Raw genomic sequence first — 21,178 nt, forward strand, 5'->3', positions numbered from 1 at the left:
GTGTCATTGATTCTTCTTCCCGCCGTCGACGTCGTCGAGGGCCGCGCGGTGCGCCTGGTTCAAGGTGTGGCCGGCAGCGAAACCGAGTACGGCTCGGCACTGGACGCGGCGCTGGGCTGGCAGCGTGACGGCGCCGAGTGGATCCACCTGGTGGACCTCGACGCCGCCTTCGGCCGCGGCTCCAACCGGGAACTGTTGGCCGATGTGGTCGGTCGACTCGATGTGGCCGTCGAACTCTCCGGCGGTATTCGCGACGATGAATCGCTGAAGGCCGCGCTGGCCACCGGGTGCCGCCGGGTCAACCTCGGCACCGCCGCACTGGAGAACCCGCAGTGGTGTGCCGCGGCCATCGCCGAGCACGGCGACAAGATCGCCGTCGGACTGGATGTGAAGCTGGAGAACGGCGACTACCGGCTGCGTGGGCGCGGCTGGGAGACCGACGGCGGCGACCTGTGGCCGGTGCTGAATCGTCTTGTCAGCGAAGGTTGTTCACGGTTCGTCGTCACCGATGTGACCAAGGACGGCACTCTCAACGGCCCGAACCTGGAACTGCTGGGTTCGGTCACCGACCGCACCGACGCCCCGGTGATCGCCTCCGGTGGCGTGTCCAGCATCGCGGACCTGGAGGCCATCGCCACCCTCACCGACCGCGGAGTCGAGGGAGCGATCGTCGGGAAGGCGCTCTACGCTGGTCGGTTCACCCTGCCCGAGGCTCTCGCCGCGGTCGGCGGCTGATGCTGGAGCCCACGCAGCTGGCCGAATTGGTGGCGACCGCCGCCGAGGTGCTCGATGACGCGTCGGTCCCGTTCGTCGCCGGTCACCGGGCCGATTCTGCGGTACGTAAGCAGGGCAACGATTTCGCCACCGAGGTCGACCTGGCCATCGAGCGTCAGGTGGTGGCCGCCCTGACCGAGCGCACCGGGATCGGGGTGCACGGTGAGGAGTTCGGCGGTGCACCGGTCGATTCGGAGCTGGTCTGGGTGCTCGATCCGATCGACGGCACGTTCAACTACGCCGCGGGTTCACCGATGGCCGCGATCCTGCTCGGCCTGCTGTACCGCGGCACGCCGGTCGCCGGTCTGACCTGGTTGCCCTTCACCGGGAACCGGTATACCTCGATGGTCGGTACCCCGTTGCGCGACAACGGGATCGAACTGCCGATGCTGGGCAGTTCCGGACTGGCTGATTCGATCGTCGGCATTCAGACGTTCAACATCGATTCCCGCGGCCGGTTCCCCGGGCGGTACCGTGCCGAGGTGCTGGCCAACCTGAGCCGGGTGTCCTCGCGGGTACGGATGCACGGCGCCACGGGCGTCGACCTGGCGTATGTGGCGGCCGGAATCCTGGGCGGTGCCATCAGTTTCGGTCATCATGTGTGGGATCACGCCGCGGGCGTCGCCCTGGCGCGGGCCGCCGGCGGGATCGTCACCGACCTGGCCGGAGCGCCCTGGACCATCGAATCGAAATCGGCGTTGGCCGCTGCACCGGGGATCCACGAACAGATCCTCGAGTTGGTCGCCGCCGCGGGTGCTCCGGAGGATTACTGAGATGGGTGTCGCGGTCCGGGTCATCCCGTGCCTGGACGTCGATGACGGCCGGGTTGTCAAGGGCGTCAACTTCGAAAACCTCAGGGATGCCGGCGATCCGGTCGAACTGGCCGCCGCCTATGACGCGGCCGGTGCCGATGAGTTGACCTTCCTCGATGTCACGGCCTCCTCGGCCGGCCGCAGCACCATGCTCGAGGTGGTGCGCCGCACCGCCGAACAGGTGTTCATCCCGCTGACGGTCGGCGGCGGGGTCCGCTCGGTGGCCGATGTCGACACGCTGCTGCGTGCCGGCGCGGACAAGGTGTCGGTGAACACCGCGGCGATCGCCCGTCCCGAACTGCTGGCCGAACTGTCGCGGCAATTCGGCGCGCAGTGCATCGTGTTGAGCGTGGACGCCCGCACCGTCCCGGCGGGGGAGCCGGCCACGCCCTCGGGTTGGGAGGTCACCACCCACGGCGGTCGGCGCGGCACCGGCATCGACGCCGTCGAATGGGCCCGGCGCGGAGCCGAACTCGGGGTCGGCGAGATTCTGCTGAACTCGATGGACGCCGACGGCACCAAGGCCGGCTTCGATCTGCCGATGCTGCACGCGGTACGCACGGCGGTCACGGTGCCGGTGATCGCCAGCGGCGGCGCCGGAGCAGTCGACCATTTTGCACCCGCCGTGCAGGCCGGCGCCGACGCGGTGCTGGCGGCCAGTGTCTTCCACTTCGGTGAGCTGACCATCGGTGAGGTGAAAGCGGCGATGGCTGCCGATGGGATCACCGTCCGATGAGCGAGGCGACATCGGCGAATCGAGGTGGAGTCCGGTGACCGCCTTGGACCCCGCCATCACTTCGCGGCTCAAGCGCAATGCCGAGGGTCTGTTCACCGCCGTGGTGCAGGAACGTGGCAGCGGCGATGTGTTGATGGTCGCCTGGATGGATGACGCCGCCCTGGCCCGCACCCTGGAAACCCGCGAGGCGACCTACTTCTCCCGCTCCCGCGGCGAACAGTGGATCAAGGGCGCCACCAGCGGACACACCCAGTACGTGCACTCGGTGCGGCTGGATTGCGACGGGGACTGTGTGCTGCTGACGGTCGATCAGGTCGGCGGCGCGTGCCACACCGGTGACCACAGCTGTTTCGATGCCGACGAATTGCTCGGAGAGCCCTGAGGCGACTTGTCGGTGCCGTCGTTCAGAATGTCTGGGTGACCGACACCGCTGCAGCACGTAAGGCGCGCGGTGCGTTCTTCACCCCGCCGGCCATCACCCGGTATCTGGCGCAGTGGGCGGTGCGCACCGCCGAGGACACCGTATTCGAGCCCTCCGCCGGGGATGCCGCGTTTCTGGTCGCCGCCACCGAACGGTTGCGTGACCTGGGGGTGGCAACGCCTGAACTGCACGGTGTCGAGATCCACGCCGGCAGTGCGGCCACCGCCCGCCGCCGGGTCACCGAGGCCGGGGGACGGGCCCGGGTGCGCACCGCCGATTTCTTCGACGTGGTCCCGCAGCCGGCCTACAGCGTGGTGCTGGGTAACCCGCCCTATATTCGCTACCAGGACTTCCGCGGTCGCCAGCGCGCCCAGTCCCGGCGTGCCGCGCTGCACGCCGGGGTCACCCTGTCCGCGCTGGCTTCGAGCTGGGCCGCGTTCACCGTGCACGCCGCACTGTTCCTGCGCCCGGGCGGTCGGCTGGCGCTCGTGCTGCCCGCCGAGCTGCTCAGCGTCAACTACGCGGCCGCGGTCCGGCAGTTCCTGTTCGACCGGTTCGCCAGTGTGGAGCTGGTGATGTTCGACGAACAGGTCTTTCCCGGCGCCGAGGCCGATGTGGTGCTGCTGCTGGCCGACGGATTCGGTGCCGGACCGTCCGGACACGCCGTCATCCACCGAGCCCGCAACGCCGAGTCGCTGAGTTCGCAACTGGTGCAGCGGCATTGGTCGCCGAAGGACCCGTCCGACAAATGGGTCAGCGGGCTCATCGGGCACCGGCCGGTCGACGCCCTGCACGCCCTGCAGGGCGGCGGCCAGTTCGACGTGCTGGAACGCTGGGGTGAGACCACGCTCGGTATGGTCACCGGCAACAACGGGTTCTTCGCGCTTTCCCCGGCGCGGGTCGCCGAACTCGGGCTGGGCGGCGATGACCTGCTGCCGCTTTCGCCACCCGGCAGCGCCCACCTGCGTGGGCTCACCCTGACAGCCGGACAATTGGCAGCGTTGGGCGCCGAGGGCAAGTCCATACATCTGTTCCGGCCGCCAGACGACATGTCCGACGCCGCCCAGAGTTATGTGCAAGCCGGCCACGCCGCCGGGGTGCAGCTGGCCTACAAGTGCCGGGTACGCACACCCTGGTATCGGGTGCCGTTGCTGGCGCCCGCGGATCTGCTGTTGACCTGCATGAACGCCGATACCCCACGGCTGGTCACCAACCGGGCGCACGCGCATCACCTCAACTCTGTGCACGGGGTGTACCTGGGTGCCGAGCATGCCGCGCTCGGCCGTGATCTGCTGCCGCTGGCGGCGCTGAACTCGGCGACCGTGCTGCATGCCGAGATGGTGGGCCGGGCCTACGGCGGCGGGGTACTAAAGATCGAACCGCGCGAGGCCGATCGCTGGCTGGTGCCCGCACCCGAGCTGGTGGCGGCCCGTGCGGCGGCGTTGCGCGCGGTGCGCCGCCCGGTGACCGGACTGCTCGGCCGCGGCCGGCTACTCGATGCCGTGGCGCTCGTCGATGACGCGCTGGGCCTGGACACGGACCTGGAATCGGTTCGGGCGGCGCGGAATTCACTGGCATCACGACGGGCGGTAAGGTCGCGGCGTGCCCGCTGAACCCTCCACGAAGGCCACCGCGTGGGCGATCTTCGACCGGATCGTCGCCGATGCCGCTCCGGGCGGCGAACACAGCAATCCATGGCGACGCACCGGTGACTCGCTGGCCTACACCCCGGACTTCCGGGTGCTCCGCAAGTTGCTCGGGGTGCCGCTGTACCTGGATGCGCCGTCGACCACCGGGGTTCCGGCACTGGCACTGGACGTCTGGCTGTCCTATGAACTGCGCCGCATCGGGTTCGACCCGGACGCGGTGTGGCCGCGGCCGACCGACCCACGCATCATGCCCAGCGCGATCGCCAATCTGCTGCAGGCGCTGCCGCTCAAGGAACGTGCGCTCATCGAACAACGGTTGCAGCGTTCGATGAAGGGGGTTTCCTCATCGAGCGCCAGCGTGCTGGGCAAGCACTACATGAAGCAGGTCGACGTCATCATGTCCGACTGGGACACCGGCCCGGAGCTGCTGATCAGCACCAAGCGGATGGATTCCAGCTTCGGTAAGAACGCCGCCAACCGGGTCGAGGAGAGTTACGGCGACGCCAAGAACCTGCGGCTGCGGCATCCGCTTGCCGCGCTGGGCTTCGTCTACGGCCTGCGCTCGACGATCCTGACCTCCGAACCGGACAAGGCCGAGTGGATGATCGATTTGCTCGGCAAGCTCGGCACCGAGGACGACGCCTACCACGCGGTGGCCCTGGTGATGATCGACTATGACGCTGAGGTGGCCGTGTCCGAATCCGATGAGGTCGACAGCATCGAGAAGGCGGACCCGGAAACGCTTTTCGAGATCGTCGACGTCGAGACCGCCGCCGTGGATGCCGCGCTGGCGGCACTGCCGCACGTCGCGATCCGCCATGACGTCGTGCCCGCGGCGCTGCAGCCCGCGCGATTCTTGGCCGACATGGCCTCCCGCGTCATCGACACCGCGCCGGTGACCCGGCACCGCGAGGCCCGCCGTCGGCGCAACAACGCGCCCGAAGGCTAGATCACCCGCGAGCTGGCCTTGGCCCTTGCACTCCAGCGGCCGTCGGCGAAACCGACGGTCACCGGATGGCGGAACGCCTCACTGACATGCTCGGTGGTGACCGTGCTCAGTGCGGGACCGCTGGCCACGGTGCGGCCTTCGCCGATCAACAGGGCGTGGGTGGTGCTGGTCGGCAGCTCCTCGAGGTGATGGGTCACCAGGATGGAGGCCATCTCCGGATGCGTATCGTCCAGCGTGTCAATGGTTTCCAGCAGCTGCTCGCGGGCGGCGACATCGAGCCCGGTGCTCGGCTCGTCGAGCAGCAGCAGTTCCGGCTCGGCGATCAGCGCGCGGGCGATCAGGGCGCGGCCCCGTTCGCCCTGGGACAGCGTCGGCCACACCGCCGCGGCACGGGCCGACAGCCCGACGGTGTCGATCAGCTCGTCGGCACGGCGCAATTGTTCGGGGGTAGGGGACCAGCGAGCGGCGGTGTCGATGGTGGCGGTGTAGCCGGTGAGCACCACCTCGCGCACCGTCAGCGGGTACTGCAGCCGGTGCCGGGGATTGACGTGCCCGATCGACCGGCGTAACACCGTCAGGTCGGTCTTGCCCATCTCGGCGCCCAGGATCCGCACCGTGCCGCTGCTCGGAAATGTCACGGCTGCACAGAATCCCAGCAGCGTGCTCTTGCCCGCACCGTTCGGTCCCAGCAACGCCCAGTGTTCGCCGGCCTGCACGGTCAGCGACATACCGTCGATGATCTGCTTACCGTCGCGGCGGAACGTGACGTCGGTGATCTCCAGGACCGGTGTCATGAAAAGGACTCCTTCAGTGCGGTCAGATGGCTCCGGCTGGCGGTGGCCGCTGCCTCGGGGGCGCGTGCCGCGATGGCCTCGGTCAACTCGTGATGGCACAGGTGATCGGCCGGTTCGGCGACCGGCGCGATCTTGAGCATGTCGATCATCGCGGTGCGCAGCCGTGGCAGGAATGCGTCGAACAGCCCGATCAGCACCTCGTTGTGCGCCGCGGCGATGACCGCCCGGTGGAAGGCCATATCGGCATCGACATGGTCGGGTACGGACTGGCCCTGCACGCCACGGATGGCCAGGGCGCGACGGATCTCCCGCAGATCGGCCGGAGTGCGTCGGGTCGCGGCCAGCGCCGCGGCCTCGGCCTCGATCGCGATGCGGGCCTCGATGACCGAGGCGATGCTGGTGCGGCGTAGCACGCTGTCCCAATCCTCGGTGACATCCAGTGCGGTGACGAAAACACCTGCGCCCTGCCGACTTTCCAGTACCCCGCGGCCGGCGAGCTCGCGGATCGCCTCACGCAGTGTGGAGCGGCCCACTCCGATCTGCGCGGCCAGCGTGGTCTCACCGGGCAGACGGTGCCCCAAGGGCCACTCACCGTCACGGATCCGGGAGAGCAGCAGCTGGGCGGCCTGGGCTGCCAGCGGGCTTCGCTGCACCTGCCGGATCTGCGATGTCATCTCAGCCTCTCTACTTGTCTGAGGAGTTGACTCCAGGGTACCCGCCGCGGGACGACAGGCCGTTGTCAGCCCGCCGTCACCGCGCCCGCAGCACCTCGAGTGCCTTGTCGGCATGGGCGTCCATGCTGAACTCGCTGGAGATGACCTCCAGCACGGTGCGGTCGGTGTCGATGACGAACGTCGTCCGCTTCACCGGCATCAACTTGCCCAGCAGCCCGCGCTTGACGCCGAAGGCGCCTGCCACCGCACCATCGCTGTCCGACAGCAGTGGATAGTCGAACCGCTGCTGGTCGGCGAACTTGGCTTGCTTGTCCACCGAGTCGGTGCTGATGCCGACCCGGGAGGCGCCGACGGCGGCGAACTCACCGGCCAGATCGCGGAAGTGGCAGGCCTCCTTCGTGCAACCCGGCGTCATGGCCGCCGGGTAGAAGAACAGCACCACCGGACCGTCCGCGAGCAGCGCCGTCAGGCTGCGCACGGTGCCGGTCTGATCGGGCAGTTCGAACTCGGCGACGCGGTCGCCGGTCTTCAAAAGCGTCATGGCTGTCACGTTACGCGGAACCGGTGATCGGGGTCTGGGAGGATTGTCCTCGTGCAGACCGTGAATACCAGCACGCTGGCCGTCACCACCCCCCGCGAGGCGTTCCGGGAACTCGCCGCCGGACACCGGGTCGTGCCGGTGACCCGCAAGGTGCTCGCCGACAGTGAGACGCCGTTGTCGGCGTATCGCAAGCTCGCCGCCAACCGACCGGGCACGTTCCTGTTGGAGTCGGCCGAGAACGGCCGGTCCTGGTCACGCTGGTCGTTCATCGGTGCGGGTGCGCCGTCGGCCCTGACGGTGCGCGGCGGACAGGCCGTCTGGCTGGGCAGCACCCCGCAGGGCGCACCGGTCGGCGGTGATCCGCTGGTTGCGCTGCGCGAAACGTTGGATCTGCTGGCCACTGCGGCATTGCCGGGTCTGCCGCCGTTGTCCTCGGGGCTGGTCGGGTTCTTCGCCTATGACCTGGTGCGTCGACTCGAGCGGCTGCCCGAAGTGGCCACCGACGATCTCGGGCTGCCCGACATGCTGTTGTTGTTGGCCACCGATATCGCCGCCGTCGACCACCACGAGGGCACCATCACCCTGATCGCCAACGCGGTGAACTGGAACGCCACCGACGAACACGTCGACGAGGCCTATGACGATGCGGTCGCGCGGCTGGACGTGATGACCGCCGCCCTCGGCGAGCCGCTGGGGTCCAGCGTGGCCACCTTCAGCAGGCCGCAGCCGCAGTACCGTGCGCAGCGCACCGTCGAGGAGTACACCGCCATCGTCGAGAAGCTGGTCGGCGATATCGAAGCGGGTGAGGCGTTCCAGGTGGTGCCCTCGCAGCGTTTCGAGGTCAGCACCACCGCCGATCCGATCGACGTGTACCGGATGCTTCGGGCCACCAATCCGAGCCCGTACATGTACCTGCTCAACGTTCCCGATGCCGAAGGCGGCCTTGACTTCTCGGTCGTCGGCTCCAGCCCCGAGGCGCTGGTCACCGTGAAGGACGGCCGGGCCACCACGCATCCGATCGCGGGTACCCGGTGGCGTGGCGAGACCGAAGAGGAGGACGTGCTGCTGGAGAAGGAGCTGCTGGCCGACGACAAGGAACGCGCCGAGCACCTGATGCTGGTCGACCTGGGTCGCAACGATCTGGGCCGGGTGTGCGAACCGGGCACCGTCCGGGTCGAGGACTACAGCCATATCGAGCGGTACAGCCACGTCATGCACCTGGTCTCCACCGTGACGGGGCAGCTGGCCGACGGCAAGACGGCGTTGGACGCCGTCACCGCCTGCTTCCCGGCGGGCACACTGTCCGGGGCGCCGAAGGTGCGGGCGATGGAGCTCATCGAGGAGGTCGAGTTGACCCGGCGAGGGCTCTACGGCGGTGTGCTGGGCTACCTGGACTTCGCAGGCAACGCCGATTTCGCCATCGCGATCCGGACCGCCCTGATGCGCAACGGCACCGCCTATGTGCAGGCCGGCGGGGGAGTCGTGGCCGATTCCAACGGCCCGTATGAGTACAACGAGGCGACCAACAAGGCCAAGGCCGTGCTGGCCGCCGTCGCCGCGGCCGAGACCCTCGGATCACCGTGATCCGGCTCGCGCAGGTGTTGCTGGTGGCCGCCGCCCTCGCCTTGTGGGTGGCGTCCCGGCTGACCTGGGTCGAGATCAGCAGTGCCGATGGCCTGGGGCAGCCGAAGACCACGACGCTCAACGGTGCGGCCTGGTCGACGGCGCTGGTACCGCTGGCGCTGGTCCTGCTGGCCGCCGCGGTGGTGGCGCTGGCGGTGCGCGGACGAGCGTTGCGTGCGGTGGCGGTTCTGGTGGCGGTGACCAGCGCCGGGATCGCCTATCTGGGAGTCAGTCAGTGGGTGGTGCATGACATCGCGGTGCGGGCCGCCGGGCTGGCCGAGGTACCGGTGGCAGCGCTGGTGGGTTCACAGCGGTTCTACGCGGGTGCCGGGACAGCATTGCTGGCCGCGGTGATCACCCTGGTCGCAGCGGTGATCTTGATGCGCTCCGCCGGAACCGCCAAAGCGTCGGGCAACCGTTACGCGGCGCCGGCGGCCCGGCGTGAGGCGGCCCGTACCGAATCGTCCGAGGGAACCGAAGGCATGTCGGAACGGATGCTGTGGGATGCGTTGGACGAGGGTAGTGATCCCACCCGTGAACCGACCGACCGCGGTGCCGACCCGGACAACAAGGGTCGGTGACGGCGAGTGCAGCGCTGGCGACTAACCTTCATGGAAACGCTCCGACCGACCGCAAAGGACGATGGCCAATGACGGCGACCGTGCTCGACTCCATCATCGAAGGAGTCCGTGCCGACGTTGCCCGCCGTGAAGCCGCTGTGAGCTTCGCCGATATCAAGCAGCGAGCCAAGGACGCCCGGCCTGCACTCGATGTGATGGCAGCGCTGCGCGCACCGGGTATCGCCGTGATCGCCGAGGTGAAACGGGCCAGCCCGTCGCGCGGTGAACTGGCCTCGATTGCGGATCCGGCTCAGCTCGCGACGGCCTACGAGGACGGCGGTGCACGGATCATCAGCGTGCTCACCGAGGAGCGCCGGTTCAACGGTTCGCTCGACGACCTGGACGCCGTCCGGGCCGCGGTGTCGATTCCGGTGCTGCGCAAGGACTTCATCGTGGGTCCGTATCAGATCCACGAGGCGCGGGCGCACGGCGCCGACCTGCTGTTGCTGATCGTCGCGGCGCTGGAGCAGAAGGCGCTGGAGTCGATGCTGGACCGTACCGAGTCGCTGGGCATGACGGCACTGGTCGAGGTCCACACCGAGGAAGAGGCCAACCGCGCGCTGGAAGCCGGTGCCACCGTCATCGGCGTGAACGCCCGCGATCTGAAGACGCTGCAGGTCGACCGCGATTGCTTCGCTCGCATTGCACCGGGGCTGCCCACCGACACCATCCGGGTCGCCGAATCCGGTATCCGCGGGACCGCCGACCTGTTGGCCTACGCCGGCGCCGGAGCCGATGCGGTGCTGGTCGGTGAGGGCCTGGTGACCAGTGGTGATCCTCGCGGCGCGGTGTCCGAACTGGTCACCGCGGGTGCGCATCCGTCCTGCCCGAAGCCCTCCCGCTGAATTCTGTAACGATGAGCCGCTCACCCGAAGAGGCGCTGTAGAACATGGGCGATATCGCCGGCCCCGCATTGCCGAACGCCAGTGCCGCACTGGCCGAACCCACCAGCCACGATCCGGACGCCAAGGGACACTTCGGTGCTTACGGCGGTCGACTGGTGCCCGAAGCGCTGATGGCCGTCATCGAAGAAGTGACCGCGGCCTACGAGAAGGCCCGCGGTGATCAGACCTTCCTCGACGAACTGGACCGGCTGCAGCGCCATTACAGCGGTCGCCCGTCACCCCTGTACGAGGCGGAGCGGCTGTCCGCCCACGTCGGTGGCGCGCGGATCTTCCTGAAGCGAGAAGACCTCAACCACACCGGTTCTCACAAGATCAACAACGTGCTGGGCCAGGCGTTGTTGGCCCGCCAGATGGGCAAGACCCGCGTCATCGCCGAGACCGGTGCCGGCCAGCACGGGGTCGCGACCGCTACCGCGTGTGCGCTGCTGGGCCTGGAGTGCGTCATCTACATGGGTGCGGTGGACACAGCCCGCCAGGCACTCAACGTGGCGCGGATGCGGCTGCTCGGTGCCCAGGTGGTCGCCGTCGAATCCGGATCCAAGACGCTCAAGGACGCCATCAACGAGACGTTCCGCGACTGGGTCGCCAACGCGGACAACACCTATTACGCCTTCGGGACCGCGGCCGGGCCGCATCCGTTCCCGCTGCTGGTGCGCGACTTCCAGCGCGTCATCGGCATGGAGACCCGGGTACAGATCCGCGAACAGGCCGGCCGGCTACCCGATGCGGTTGTCGCGTGTGTGGGTGGCGGATCCAATGCCATCGGCATCTTCCATGCGTTCATCGACGATCCGGCCGTGCGCCTGGTCGGCTACGAGGCCGCCGGCGACGGGGTGGAGACCGGACGGCATGCCGCCACCTTCACCGGTGGGTCCCCGGGTGCGTTCCAGGGGTCGTTCTCCTACCTCATGCAGGACGAGGACGGCCAGACCATCGAATCGCATTCGATCTCGGCGGGTCTGGACTATCCGGGCGTCGGGCCCGAGCACGCGCTGCTCAAGGATGTCGGCCGGGCCGAGTACCAGCCGATCACCGATACCGAGGCGATGGACGCGTTCGCGCTGCTGTGCCGCACCGAGGGCATCATCCCGGCCATCGAGTCGGCCCATGCAGTGGCGGGCGCGCTGAAACTCGCCGCCGAGTTGGGCCCGGGGGCGATCATCGTGGCGAACGTGTCGGGCCGCGGTGACAAGGACGTCGAGACAGCCGCCAAGTGGTTCGGCTTGATGGAGGATCCGGCATGAGTCGGCTTGCTGAGGTGTTCGACGGCTGCCGCGCAGAGGGCCGGTCGGCACTGATCGGCTACCTGCCCACCGGTTACCCGGATGTGGACACGTCGATCGCCGCGATGACCGCGCTCGTCGAGTCCGGTTGCGACATCGTCGAAGTGGGTGTGGCGTACTCCGATCCCGGGATGGACGGGCCGACCATCGCCCGGGCCACCGAGGCCGCGCTGGCCGGTGGGGTGCGGGTGTACGACGCACTGCGCGCCGTGGAGGCGATCAGCAACGCGGGCGGGCATGCCGTGGTGATGACGTACTGGAATCCGGTGCTGCGCAAGGGCGTCGATGCGTTCGCCCGCGATCTGGCGGCGGCCGGAGGCCTGGGGTTGATCACCCCGGATCTGATCCCCGACGAGGCCGACGACTGGATGGCGGCCTCCGACGCGCACGGTCTGGACCGCATCTTCCTGGTGGCGCCGTCCTCGACGCCGGAGCGGCTGGCCGCGACGGTGCAGGCGTCACGCGGGTTCGTCTACGCCGCGTCGACCATGGGTGTGACCGGGGCCCGTGATGCCGTCTCGAATGCCGCCCCCGAGTTGGTGAGCCGGGTCAAGGCCATCTCCGATATCCCGGTGGGTGTCGGGCTGGGGGTGCGCTCGGGTGCACAGGCCGCCGACATCGGGTCCTATGCCGATGGTGTGATCGTCGGCTCGGCGCTGGTTTCCGCGCTCGATGAAGGGCTGGATGCGGTGCGGTCGCTGACTGCGGAACTCGCCGAAGGTGTTCGGCAGGCGGTGCGGGCATGACGGTGACGACGCTGGCCTACATACCCAGTCCTGATCAGGGTGTGTGGTTCATCGGCGGGGTGCCGTTGCGCGCGTATGCGTTGTGCATCATCGCCGGCATCGTTGCGGCGTTGGTCATCGGTGATCGCCGCTGGGCGGCGCGTGGCGGTGAGCGTGGCGTCATCTATGACATCGCGTTGTGGGCGGTGCCGTTCGGCTTGGTCGGTGGGCGGTTGTACCACGTGATGACCGACTGGCCGACGTACTTCGGTGAGGGCGGCGCCGGTCTGGTTGCGGCGTTCCGCATCTGGGACGGTGGCCTCGGCATCTGGGGTGCGGTGGCACTCGGTGCGGTGGGTGCGTGGATCGCGTGTCGGCGCAGGGGTATTCCGTTGCCCGCGTTCGGTGATGCCATTGCGCCCGGCATCATCCTGGCCCAGGCGATCGGTCGGCTGGGCAACTACTTCAACCAGGAGCTCTACGGGCGTGCCACGACGGTGCCGTGGGGCCTGGAGATCTACGAGCGCAGGGATGCGGCCGGGTTCCGGGACACCCTCAACGGTGTGTCGACCGGCGAGGTCATCGGTGTCGTGCACCCGACGTTCCTGTACGAACTGCTGTGGAATGTCTTGGTTTTCGCGGTGCTCATCTGGGTGGACCGCCGATTCAAGTTCGGGCACGGCCGGTTGTTCGCGTTGTACGTGGCCGGCTACTGCCTGGGCCGGTTCTGGATCGAGTTGCTGCGCAGCGATACCGCGACATTGATCGCCGGGATTCGGATCAACTCGTTCACCGCGACGTTCGTGTTCATTGCGGCGGTGGTGTACATCATGGTCGCGCCGAAGGGGCGAGAGGCGCCCGAGACGCTGCAGGGCAACGGGACCCGCGAAGTGTCTGTCGGCGATCTGGACACCGAGGTGATCACCGGTGCTGCTGCAGGCGGGGTGGTGGCGGCGACTGCCGTGGCGGTGGCCAAGGACGGGGCCGGTGGGAATGGCGGTATAGCGGATGCGGCCGAGCGAGCCGATGCCGACGAAGTAGCCGGCGAGACCGAAGTGCTCGAGGCTGTGGAGGCCGAGGTCGTCGAGGGCGACGAGATGACGCCGGATAAGGCCGCCACAAAGGTGGTGCCGGTTGTTGTCGAGGCTGAGGCTGAGGCTGACGAGTCTGACGTGGCCGATGGTGGGCCCGCCGAGGTCGCCGAGCTCACGCTGGACGCCGCCTCCGACGAAGTGGTCGAGGTCGATGACACGGCCGCAGAGACTGCCGAGGAAGCAGAGTCCGCTGCCGAGCAGGCCGAAGGCGATACCGAACTCGCCGAGGAGTCTGCAGCCGAGTCCACCCCTGACGAGGATGAGACGGCAGACGCCGAGGCTGCGGAAGAGTCGGACACCGAGGTTGATGGCGCACCCGCCGCGGTCGCCGACACAGACACCGAACATGTCGGGGGCTCGGAAGCGGAAGCGGCTCGTGCGGAAGATGATGCCGTAGACGTCGAGGCTCCTGAAGAGACCGACATAGCCGATGGCGACTCCACCGAAGCCGCCGAGCTCACCGAGGACGCCGCGTCCGGCGAAGTGATCGAAGACGAAGACCCGGCCACAGATACTGCCGTGGAAGCAGAGCCCGCCGCCGATGGCGAATCCGCCGTGGTCGCTGACCTCACTCAGGACGCTGCCTCAGAAGAGGTAGTCGAGGCCGAAGACCCGGCCGCCGAATCTGCCGAGGCTCCTGAGACAGAGCAGACCTCTGGGCATGAGACCGACGTAGCCGATGGCGACTCCACCGAAGCCGCCGAGCTCACCCAGGACGCCGCCTCCGACGAAGTGATCGAGGCCGAAGCAGCGGCTGCAGAGACTGCCGAGGCGGACGACGACGTGGCCGCCGAGTCAGGCGACGCCGAGCAGGCCGAGACCGGCGCCGAGCCGGGGGAGTCGGACAGTACGACGGACAAGCCCGTTGAAGGTGCGCCCGAAACTGCATCTGCACCTTGGGAAACCAAGTCCGCACCTGCGTCGGCACCGACGCCTGCGCCGGCACCGGCCAAGCGCTGGTGGCAGCGCCGCCGCTGAGCTGATCACTACGACCGCTAGTAACGCGGCGGATCTGCGTTGCTTTCGGCTTTTTCGCGGGCGCGTTGTTCCCTGTTGCGGGTGCGTTCGGCGGTGATGCGTTGTTGACGTTCTTGGGCTCGGGTGCGGCGCCGTGTGGGCAGCATGGTGCCACGGCACGCGTTGTCGAGCGGTGTGATGTTCCGTTTTCGTGGGACCGGAACGTCAAAGCGTCTGTCGGGGAACAGTAGTGCCGCACCGGGTGCCGTGCGATACACGTGGCCGGTGGGTGCCGTCCAACAGATCGTGCCGTCGGGTTCCATGACCGGTGTCCACCCATAGTGGGTCTTCAGCACGTGGTGTTCACGGCACATCGGGTGCAGGTTGCCCGGATGGGTCGGCCCGGCCGGCCACGGCTCCACATGATCCAGGTCGCAGCGGTGTGCGGGCCGGTTACAGCCCGGGAAGCCGCACCGCAGATACCGCATCCGCACGAATGCGGTCAGCGCGGCCGAGGGCCGGTACTGCCGCTCGGTACCCAGATCGGCCACGGTGGCCAGCGATTTGACCTTGGCGCCGGTGGCCACCAGTGCGACCAGCATCGCCGCCGGGATGATCGCGCCGCCGAGCATGAACCCCGGGCCCGCGGGCTGGGCGGGCTGCGGGCAGAACGCCGGGCCCGCGGCAGACTGCGACTCAGGACCAGACGCAGCGTCGGGTTCGGTATCAGGTGTGGGCCCAGGGGCCGGCGGTGTCGTCGGCTCGAAGCCCAGGTCCGGCTCGGCCTCGGCTTCCACACCCGGCTCGGCCGCCGGTGCCGGTTCAGGCTCGGGTGCTGGCTCAGGCTCCGGTGTGGGCGCGGGTTCGGTCCGCGCTTGGGCAGGGTCGGCCGCGGCACCGGATATCTGCTCGGCGAGCACATAGATCGCCACCGCACTGGACCGGGGATCCTTCCCGCTGCCCTCGCAGGCGGCCTCACCGCACAGACACACCAGCCGTTCCAGCTGCGGGCCGACCACACCCAACGTGGCCAGCGCATCAGCCCGGCGCTCACGGCGGGTGCGGGGATCATTCGCACAGACCGTCACGGCGAGATCGTCGAGACGCTGCTCGAGAATCTTGCGGTCGGTGACCCGCAGCCGCCCCCAGAACGACGACACCCCATTGGGGTCGTCCTTGTCATCGAACTCGACATAGCAGTCCTTGGCGGTCGGATCAGACCGGATCACCGCGTCCGGATCGAACTTCTCGACCCAGAGATCCACCGCGTCGACCAGACCCTTCTCGGATTTGGTGCCGTAGTTGGCGGCCTCGCGGGCGATGGCGGCATCAATGAGCGCCATCGCGTCGGGATCCTCGACGAGGCGGGTGCGCCAGGTGATCGCATCGACCACCGTCGCCGAGACCTCACCGCGCGCGAACACCGCCGCGGTGCGGGGCAGCCGATTGCGCAGTGCGACCGCGATGCGCATCTGTTTGGATGCCGCCGTCGGCCCCAGGTTGCAGGCCGCACTGATATCGGCCTTGGCCACTGCCCAGCCGTCGATCAGCTGATGGGCGGACTCGTCGTCCTCGTCAGCGCACTGTCGGGCGGTCACTTCGCCGATCAACGCGAGCCGACGGGCCGCGACTGCGGACTCGCACCGGGTCGTGGCAGCCGTGGCGCTGATGAGCATCGCATCGCTCATCGCCGCCAACGCGGCCCGACTCGGCACTTCGAACATATGAGCAATCTACGCCGCGGCACCGACATCCGAGCCCGTCATCCACAGCGCAGGATTCATCCACAGATGCAGAAAAAGCATTGGCGGACAATCAATTCAAAGAGTACAAGCTACGTGCTGATCTGAATCTGCCCATCCACATCACACACCGGATAGCTGCGCACCGACTCACCTCCGCCGACCTCGACACCCGAGCACATGTCGTAGGTCGCGCCGTGCAATGGGCAGACCACCACGGCCTCATCGGCCAACCCGTCCGCGAGCGGTCCGCCCTTGTGCGGGCACACCGCATCCAGTGCCCGTAGCGATCCATCCCGCAGCCGGAACACCGCCACCTGCGCGTCCTCGACGGCGAACGTGCGTCCCTCGCCGAACGGGATCTCGTCGACCGCACCGATCAGGAACTCGGTCATCGCACCGGCACCTGGGGCAGCGGCAACAGCGGCAGCGACGTCCGGAACTGCCCCTCGGTCACCGGTTCCCGACCATCGAGCCACGGATCCCGATATGCGTCAACGGATTTCTGCATCCGGGCGTCCAGGCCCTCGGCCAGCCCGAGAGCGTCGTCGACGACAACGGACCGGATGTGTTCGATACCGACCCGCGGCACCCACGCGTACGTGCGCTCGAGCCAATTGGCGTCCTCGCGGTAGTACTGCAGGAATCGGCCCGTCAAGGTCATCACAGCCTCGGCCGAGTCCACGGTCGCAAGAAGGTCGCCCTTACGGATATGGGCCCCGGCGGCCCCGCCGACGTACATCTCCCACCGGCCGCCGTCGACCGCCACAACGCCGAGGTCCTTGCACAACGCCTCGGCACAATTGCGAGGGCAACCCGTCACCGCCAGCTTCATCTTGGCAGGGCTGGCCAACCCTTGGTATCGCTCCTCCAAGGCGATCCCGAGCGCCGTCGAGTCACCCACGCCATAGCGGCAGAAGTCGCTACCCACACAGGTTTTCACGGTACGGAAGCTCTTGCCGTACGCATACCCCGACGGCATGTCCAGATCGGCCCACACCGCAGGAAGATCTTCCTTGCGAATCCCGAGCAGGTCGATACGTTGCCCGCCCGTGCATTTGATCATCGGAATGGCGTACTTGTCGGCGACATCGGCGATCCGGCGCAGTTGCGCCGAATTGGTCACCCCGCCCTTCATCTGTGGTACCACCGAAAAGGTGCCGTCGCGCTGGATGTTGGCGTGCACCCGGTCATTGATGAAGCGGGCGTCCTTCTCGTCGACGAACTCGTCGGCCCACATCATCTCCAACAGCGAGGACAACGCCATCTTTGAACCGGCGTCCACCCGGCCATCGGGTGTCAGCGCGGCGAAAACCGAGGACACCGAATGCAACTGCAGTTCGCGGATCAGGGCCATCAGTTCCGATTTCGGATACGGCACACCGGGCACATACCACGATGCCGATGGATCCTCGGTCACCGCGCCGCCCGCCGCCCATTCCACGATCTGCCCGACCAACTCTTTACAGGATCCACATCCCTTGCCGGCCTTGGTCTTCGCCATGACGCCCGATACCGACGTCTCGCCCGACCGAACACACGAGACCAGCGCATCCTTGGAAACCCCGTTGCAGTTGCACACCTGTGCATCGTCGGCGAGTTCCGAAACGCCGACCGCGACATCGGGGGTGCCGATGTCGAACATCAACGCCACCCGCTCATCGGGCAGCGGGAGCCCGTTGTCGAAGGCCTGCGTCAGGAAGGACACCTTGCTGACATCGCCGACCAGTGTCGCCCCGACCAGCTTGCCGTCCCGGATCACCACGGTCTTGTACACGCCGTGCCGCGGTTCGGAGTACTGCACGAACTCGTCATCGGGAAACTCGGGAGCCTTGACACCCATCGAAGCGACATCGACGCCGGCCACCTTGAGCTTCGTGGCAACCCGGGAGCCGTGATAGGCCGCCGATCTGTCGGTATCGGTCAGGTGCTCGGCCAGCACCTTGGCCTGCTCCCACAGCGGAGCCACCAGGCCGTAGACCTGCCCGCGGTGCTGGGCGCATTCGCCGACGACGTAGATATCGTCATCGTCGACCGAGCGCATGTGATCGTCGGTGACGATGGCCCGTTCGACGGTGAGGCCCGCCCGTTCGGCCAGACCGACATTCGGTCGGATGCCCGCCGCGATCACCAACATGTCGCAGTCCAGCCGGCCGCCGTCGGAGAAGACGATTCCGGTGAGTCGGCCGTCCGAGACCAGAACCTCGGTGGTGCGCTTGGAAGTGTGCACGCCGATCCCGAGACTCTCGACCGAGCGTTGCAGGATGGCGCCGGCCAGGTCGTCCAGTTGTGCGTTCATCAGGGTCGGTCCCGCGTGCACCACATCGACGGCCAGTCCGCGACTCTGCAGGCCGCGGGCCGCCTCCAAGCCCAGCAGGCCGCCGCCGATGACGACGGCCTTGGTGCGATTGACGGCCTCGGCGATCATGGTGGCGGTGTCATCGAGGGTGCGGAAACCGAAAACGCCGTCGGCCAAGGTCTTGTCATCGGCCCACAGCCCGGTCATCGGCGGGAAGAACGACCGGCTCCCCGTCGCCAGAATGAGCTTGTCATAACGCATCCGGGAGCCGTCATCGGCGAGCACTGTGTGTGCGAACGTGTCGATGCGCACCACCCGGACACCCGCCCGCAGGTCGATGTTGTTGTCGGTGTACCAGTCCAGCGCGTTCAAATAGATCTCGGCCGGATCATCCTTGCCGGCAAGGACATTGGACAGCAGGATACGGTTGTAATTGCCGTACGGCTCATCCCCGAACACGGTGATGTCGAACTTGTCGGCGCCGCCGCGGGCGAGCACCTCCTCGATGGCGCGGATACCGGCCATCCCGTTGCCCACGACGACCAGACGGCTGTGCATGACGTCTACACCTCGACCAGGCCGAGGTCGACGATGACTGTCCCCGAACACCCTTCAGGAGCAGCGATATAAAGCTCGAGCACGGTATCGGCCAGCAGATCTTCCACCACGCGCAGTGCCACATGGGTGGCGCCCTTCGCAGCCATCGGGAAGTACCGCATCGGTGCGCCGTCTCGGAACAGCACCACCGAGATCATCTGTTTGGTGGAATTCCCGCCGCGGAAGTACACCGGCTGGGTGATCGCACCCGCCGGCACCACGTAGCGCAACGCGGGGCTGATGACCACCGGCTTGTCCAGACCGGCACCCTCGAATGCAAAGGCGCCCTGCAGAAACTGTGGCGTGCTGCCATCGCTCATGCTTCAGCGAAGGTAGGGAAGGTTTGTTTCCGATTCGTTTCCGGAGTGCTTCGCTGATGAATCCCCTCCCGCACCGAGGTGGCAGCCACGGATGTGAGTAGGTGTTGACAGAGACGACACGGTCGTGCAACCGACACGGCATCGCCGAAACATAACTTTGCGCTCAACCGTTTCCGCTGCTGGGAGGAATTCGTGCTCAACACACGCCGCAACCGCGACATCGCGCACTGGGATGCCGAAGATGTCGACGCCTGGGAATCAGGCGGCAAACAGGTCGCCAAACGCAACCTGATCTGGTCGATCTTCGCCGAGCACGTCGGCTTCTCGGTGTGGTCGATCTGGTCGGTGATGGTGCTGTTCATGCCGCAGGACGTCTACGGCATCGACGCCGCGGGCAAGTTCTATCTCGTCGCCATGCCGACCCTGGTCGGCGCGTTCATGCGGATTCCGTACACCATCGCCCCAGCCCGGTTCGGTGGTCGGAACTGGACCATCGCCAGCGCATTGCTGCTGCTGATCCCGCTGGCACTGACGCTGTGGGTGATGTCGCAACCGGGCACCTCGTACACCACGTTCATGATCGTCGCCGCCTTCGCCGGCCTCGGCGGTGGCAACTTCGCCTCGTCGATGACGAATATCAACGCCTTCTATCCGCAGCGGCTCAAGGGCTGGGCGCTGGGCCTGAACGCCGGCGGCGGTAACATCGGGGTGCCGGTCATCCAGCTGATCGGCCTGCTGGTCATCGCCACGGTCAGCAACACCGCGCCCTACCTGGTCTGCGCCATCTACCTGGTGCTGGTCGGCCTGGCGGCCTTGGGCGCCGCGCTGTTCATGGACAATCTGGGTAATCAGCGCTCGAATCTGGGCGCCATGGTCGAGGCCATGCGGTTCAAGCACTCCTGGGTGATGAGTTTCCTGTACATCGGCACGTTCGGGTCGTTCATCGGCTTCAGCTTCGCGTTCGGGCAGGTGTTGCAGATCAACTTCCTGGCCGGCGGCGACACTCCCGCGCAGGCCTCGCTGCACGCTGCGCAGATCGCCTTTCTCGGGCCGCTGTTGGGCTCGATCTCCCGCCCCTTCGGCGGGAAGCTGGCCGACAAGATCGGCGGCGGCAAGATCACCCTGTACGTCTTCGTCGCGATGATCTTTGCCGCCGGCGTCCTGGTGGCCGCCGGTGTGCTCGACGACGGTATGGCCGGCGCCCCGACCGGAGGCCAGATGGCCGCCTACGTAACCGGTTTCATCGTCCTGTTCATCCTGTCCGGGCTCGGTAACGGCTCGACCTACAAGATGATCCCGTCCATTTTCGAGGCCAAGGCACAGGGCCATGACGAGTGGAGCAAGGACGAGAAGGCGGCCTGGTCGCGCAGCATGTCCGGCGCTTTGATCGGGTTCGCCGGTGCCGTCGGCGCACTCGGTGGCGTGTTCATCAACATCGTGCTGCGGATGTCCTACGTCAGCGATGCGAAGTCGGCCACCAACGCGTTCTGGGTCTTCCTCGGGTTCTATGTGATCTGCGCCATCGTCACGTGGGTGGTGTTCCTGCGGATCTCCAGCCCCAAGGCGGCCGTCAGCAAGGAGCTGCCGGAGTCGGTGGCCACCGCGTAATTCAGGGCCGAACGACTCGGCCTCATGACGCGCTCACCGCGGGGATGAGCGTGTT

20 protein-coding genes are annotated in these 21,178 nt (G+C 67.4%); 13 read left to right on the plus strand and 7 right to left on the minus strand.

Annotation, left to right across the window (positions count from 1 at the left end):
* From priA to ACLBYA_RS10190, 6 genes are read left to right on the plus strand one after another with little or no spacing between them, the layout of a single operon-like run.
* A complete protein-coding gene (gene priA / locus ACLBYA_RS10165; RefSeq protein ID WP_447709272.1) occupies positions 1 to 735 on the plus strand; it encodes a bifunctional 1-(5-phosphoribosyl)-5-((5-phosphoribosylamino)methylideneamino)imidazole-4-carboxamide isomerase/phosphoribosylanthranilate isomerase PriA in 735 nt (244 codons plus the stop codon).
* Positions 735 to 1,547: an inositol monophosphatase family protein gene (locus ACLBYA_RS10170; RefSeq protein ID WP_447709273.1), complete on the plus strand. Its 813-nt coding sequence runs from the start codon at positions 735 to 737 to the stop codon at positions 1,545 to 1,547. The genes priA and ACLBYA_RS10170 overlap by 1 nt, the downstream gene beginning before the upstream one ends.
* A gap of 1 nt (position 1,548) precedes the next feature.
* Positions 1,549 to 2,322, plus strand: a complete 774-nt coding sequence (gene hisF, locus ACLBYA_RS10175; protein WP_447709274.1) for an imidazole glycerol phosphate synthase subunit HisF — start codon at positions 1,549 to 1,551, stop codon at positions 2,320 to 2,322.
* A gap of 34 nt (positions 2,323 to 2,356) precedes the next feature.
* Positions 2,357 to 2,704 (plus strand): phosphoribosyl-AMP cyclohydrolase, encoded by a 348-nt coding sequence (hisI, locus tag ACLBYA_RS10180; protein ID WP_447709275.1) that lies wholly within the window; start codon positions 2,357 to 2,359, stop codon positions 2,702 to 2,704.
* A gap of 35 nt (positions 2,705 to 2,739) precedes the next feature.
* The gene (locus ACLBYA_RS10185) at positions 2,740 to 4,356 is read left to right on the plus strand and encodes an N-6 DNA methylase (RefSeq protein WP_447709276.1); all 1,617 of its coding nucleotides are present in this window, start codon (positions 2,740 to 2,742) and stop codon (positions 4,354 to 4,356) included.
* Positions 4,346 to 5,341: a hypothetical protein gene (locus ACLBYA_RS10190; protein WP_447709277.1), complete on the plus strand. Its 996-nt coding sequence runs from the start codon at positions 4,346 to 4,348 to the stop codon at positions 5,339 to 5,341. The genes ACLBYA_RS10185 and ACLBYA_RS10190 overlap by 11 nt, the downstream gene beginning before the upstream one ends.
* Here ACLBYA_RS10190 and ACLBYA_RS10195 read toward each other — a convergent pair.
* The 3 genes from ACLBYA_RS10195 to ACLBYA_RS10205 all read right to left on the minus strand — a co-directional run bounded on the left by ACLBYA_RS10195 (position 5,338) and on the right by ACLBYA_RS10205 (position 7,341).
* Entirely contained in the window at positions 5,338 to 6,135 is a 798-nt protein-coding gene (locus tag ACLBYA_RS10195) for an ABC transporter ATP-binding protein (protein ID WP_447709278.1), read from the minus strand. The two genes, ACLBYA_RS10190 and ACLBYA_RS10195, sit on opposite strands and share 4 nt — an antisense overlap.
* Entirely contained in the window at positions 6,132 to 6,809 is a 678-nt protein-coding gene (locus ACLBYA_RS10200) for a FadR/GntR family transcriptional regulator (protein WP_447709279.1), read from the minus strand. The genes ACLBYA_RS10195 and ACLBYA_RS10200 overlap by 4 nt, the downstream gene beginning before the upstream one ends.
* A gap of 76 nt (positions 6,810 to 6,885) precedes the next feature.
* The gene (locus tag ACLBYA_RS10205; RefSeq protein ID WP_447709415.1) at positions 6,886 to 7,341 is read right to left on the minus strand and encodes a peroxiredoxin; all 456 of its coding nucleotides are present in this window, start codon (positions 7,339 to 7,341) and stop codon (positions 6,886 to 6,888) included.
* 69 nt (positions 7,342 to 7,410) lie between these two features.
* Here ACLBYA_RS10205 and ACLBYA_RS10210 point away from each other — a divergent pair, with 69 nt between their 5' ends.
* The 6 genes from ACLBYA_RS10210 to lgt all read left to right on the plus strand — a co-directional run bounded on the left by ACLBYA_RS10210 (position 7,411) and on the right by lgt (position 14,578).
* The gene (locus ACLBYA_RS10210; protein WP_447709416.1) at positions 7,411 to 8,934 is read left to right on the plus strand and encodes an anthranilate synthase component I; all 1,524 of its coding nucleotides are present in this window, start codon (positions 7,411 to 7,413) and stop codon (positions 8,932 to 8,934) included.
* Positions 8,931 to 9,554, plus strand: coding sequence for a TIGR02234 family membrane protein (locus ACLBYA_RS10215; RefSeq protein ID WP_447709280.1), 624 nt, complete (start codon positions 8,931 to 8,933; stop codon positions 9,552 to 9,554). The genes ACLBYA_RS10210 and ACLBYA_RS10215 overlap by 4 nt, the downstream gene beginning before the upstream one ends.
* 68 nt (positions 9,555 to 9,622) lie before the next feature.
* Positions 9,623 to 10,438, plus strand: a complete 816-nt coding sequence (gene trpC, locus ACLBYA_RS10220) for an indole-3-glycerol phosphate synthase TrpC (RefSeq protein WP_447709281.1) — start codon at positions 9,623 to 9,625, stop codon at positions 10,436 to 10,438.
* A gap of 44 nt (positions 10,439 to 10,482) precedes the next feature.
* Positions 10,483 to 11,742, plus strand: coding sequence for a tryptophan synthase subunit beta (trpB, locus tag ACLBYA_RS10225; RefSeq protein ID WP_447709282.1), 1,260 nt, complete (start codon positions 10,483 to 10,485; stop codon positions 11,740 to 11,742).
* A complete protein-coding gene (trpA, locus tag ACLBYA_RS10230) occupies positions 11,739 to 12,527 on the plus strand; it encodes a tryptophan synthase subunit alpha (RefSeq protein ID WP_447709283.1) in 789 nt (262 codons plus the stop codon). The genes trpB and trpA overlap by 4 nt, the downstream gene beginning before the upstream one ends.
* Positions 12,524 to 14,578: a prolipoprotein diacylglyceryl transferase gene (gene lgt / locus ACLBYA_RS10235; RefSeq protein WP_447709284.1), complete on the plus strand. Its 2,055-nt coding sequence runs from the start codon at positions 12,524 to 12,526 to the stop codon at positions 14,576 to 14,578. The genes trpA and lgt overlap by 4 nt, the downstream gene beginning before the upstream one ends.
* A gap of 17 nt (positions 14,579 to 14,595) precedes the next feature.
* Here the strand turns inward: lgt and ACLBYA_RS10240 are convergent, their stop codons facing one another.
* From ACLBYA_RS10240 to ACLBYA_RS10255, 4 genes are all read right to left on the minus strand, one after another.
* Positions 14,596 to 16,281, minus strand: a complete 1,686-nt coding sequence (locus ACLBYA_RS10240) for a DUF222 domain-containing protein (protein WP_447709285.1) — start codon at positions 16,279 to 16,281, stop codon at positions 14,596 to 14,598.
* Between the two features lie 110 nt (positions 16,282 to 16,391).
* Complete coding sequence (locus ACLBYA_RS10245) at positions 16,392 to 16,694, minus strand: Rieske (2Fe-2S) protein (protein ID WP_447709286.1); 303 nt, start codon at positions 16,692 to 16,694, stop codon at positions 16,392 to 16,394.
* The gene (gene nirB, locus ACLBYA_RS10250) at positions 16,691 to 19,156 is read right to left on the minus strand and encodes a nitrite reductase large subunit NirB (RefSeq protein WP_447709287.1); all 2,466 of its coding nucleotides are present in this window, start codon (positions 19,154 to 19,156) and stop codon (positions 16,691 to 16,693) included. Before nirB ends, ACLBYA_RS10245 begins: the two co-directional genes overlap by 4 nt.
* A gap of 5 nt (positions 19,157 to 19,161) precedes the next feature.
* Entirely contained in the window at positions 19,162 to 19,515 is a 354-nt protein-coding gene (locus tag ACLBYA_RS10255) for a molybdopterin oxidoreductase (protein WP_447709288.1), read from the minus strand.
* A gap of 192 nt (positions 19,516 to 19,707) precedes the next feature.
* On the opposite strand from ACLBYA_RS10255, the gene ACLBYA_RS10260 reads away from it, so the two are divergent.
* Entirely contained in the window at positions 19,708 to 21,123 is a 1,416-nt protein-coding gene (locus tag ACLBYA_RS10260; RefSeq protein WP_447709289.1) for a nitrate/nitrite transporter, read from the plus strand.
* The last annotated feature ends 55 nt before the right edge of the window (positions 21,124 to 21,178 follow it).

Source organism: Mycobacterium sp. C31M (genome assembly GCF_053345865.1).

What these genes read in the sequence shown, in the direction of transcription:
- ACLBYA_RS10170 (WP_447709273.1), top strand. Translation starts at nt 735, where the DNA reads ATGCTGGAGCCCACGCAGCTGGCCGAATTGGTGGCGACCGCCGCCGAG.
- hisF (WP_447709274.1), top strand. Translation starts at nt 1,549, where the DNA reads ATGGGTGTCGCGGTCCGGGTCATCCCGTGCCTGGACGTCGATGACGGC.
- ACLBYA_RS10195 (WP_447709278.1), bottom strand. Translation starts at nt 6,135, where the DNA reads ATGACACCGGTCCTGGAGATCACCGACGTCACGTTCCGCCGCGACGGT.
- ACLBYA_RS10200 (WP_447709279.1), bottom strand. Translation starts at nt 6,809, where the DNA reads ATGACATCGCAGATCCGGCAGGTGCAGCGAAGCCCGCTGGCAGCCCAG.
- trpC (WP_447709281.1), top strand. Translation starts at nt 9,623, where the DNA reads ATGACGGCGACCGTGCTCGACTCCATCATCGAAGGAGTCCGTGCCGAC.
- trpB (WP_447709282.1), top strand. Translation starts at nt 10,483, where the DNA reads ATGGGCGATATCGCCGGCCCCGCATTGCCGAACGCCAGTGCCGCACTG.
- trpA (WP_447709283.1), top strand. Translation starts at nt 11,739, where the DNA reads ATGAGTCGGCTTGCTGAGGTGTTCGACGGCTGCCGCGCAGAGGGCCGG.
- lgt (WP_447709284.1), top strand. Translation starts at nt 12,524, where the DNA reads ATGACGGTGACGACGCTGGCCTACATACCCAGTCCTGATCAGGGTGTG.
- ACLBYA_RS10240 (WP_447709285.1), bottom strand. Translation starts at nt 16,281, where the DNA reads ATGTTCGAAGTGCCGAGTCGGGCCGCGTTGGCGGCGATGAGCGATGCG.
- ACLBYA_RS10245 (WP_447709286.1), bottom strand. Translation starts at nt 16,694, where the DNA reads ATGACCGAGTTCCTGATCGGTGCGGTCGACGAGATCCCGTTCGGCGAG.
- nirB (WP_447709287.1), bottom strand. Translation starts at nt 19,156, where the DNA reads ATGCACAGCCGTCTGGTCGTCGTGGGCAACGGGATGGCCGGTATCCGC.
- ACLBYA_RS10255 (WP_447709288.1), bottom strand. Translation starts at nt 19,515, where the DNA reads ATGAGCGATGGCAGCACGCCACAGTTTCTGCAGGGCGCCTTTGCATTC.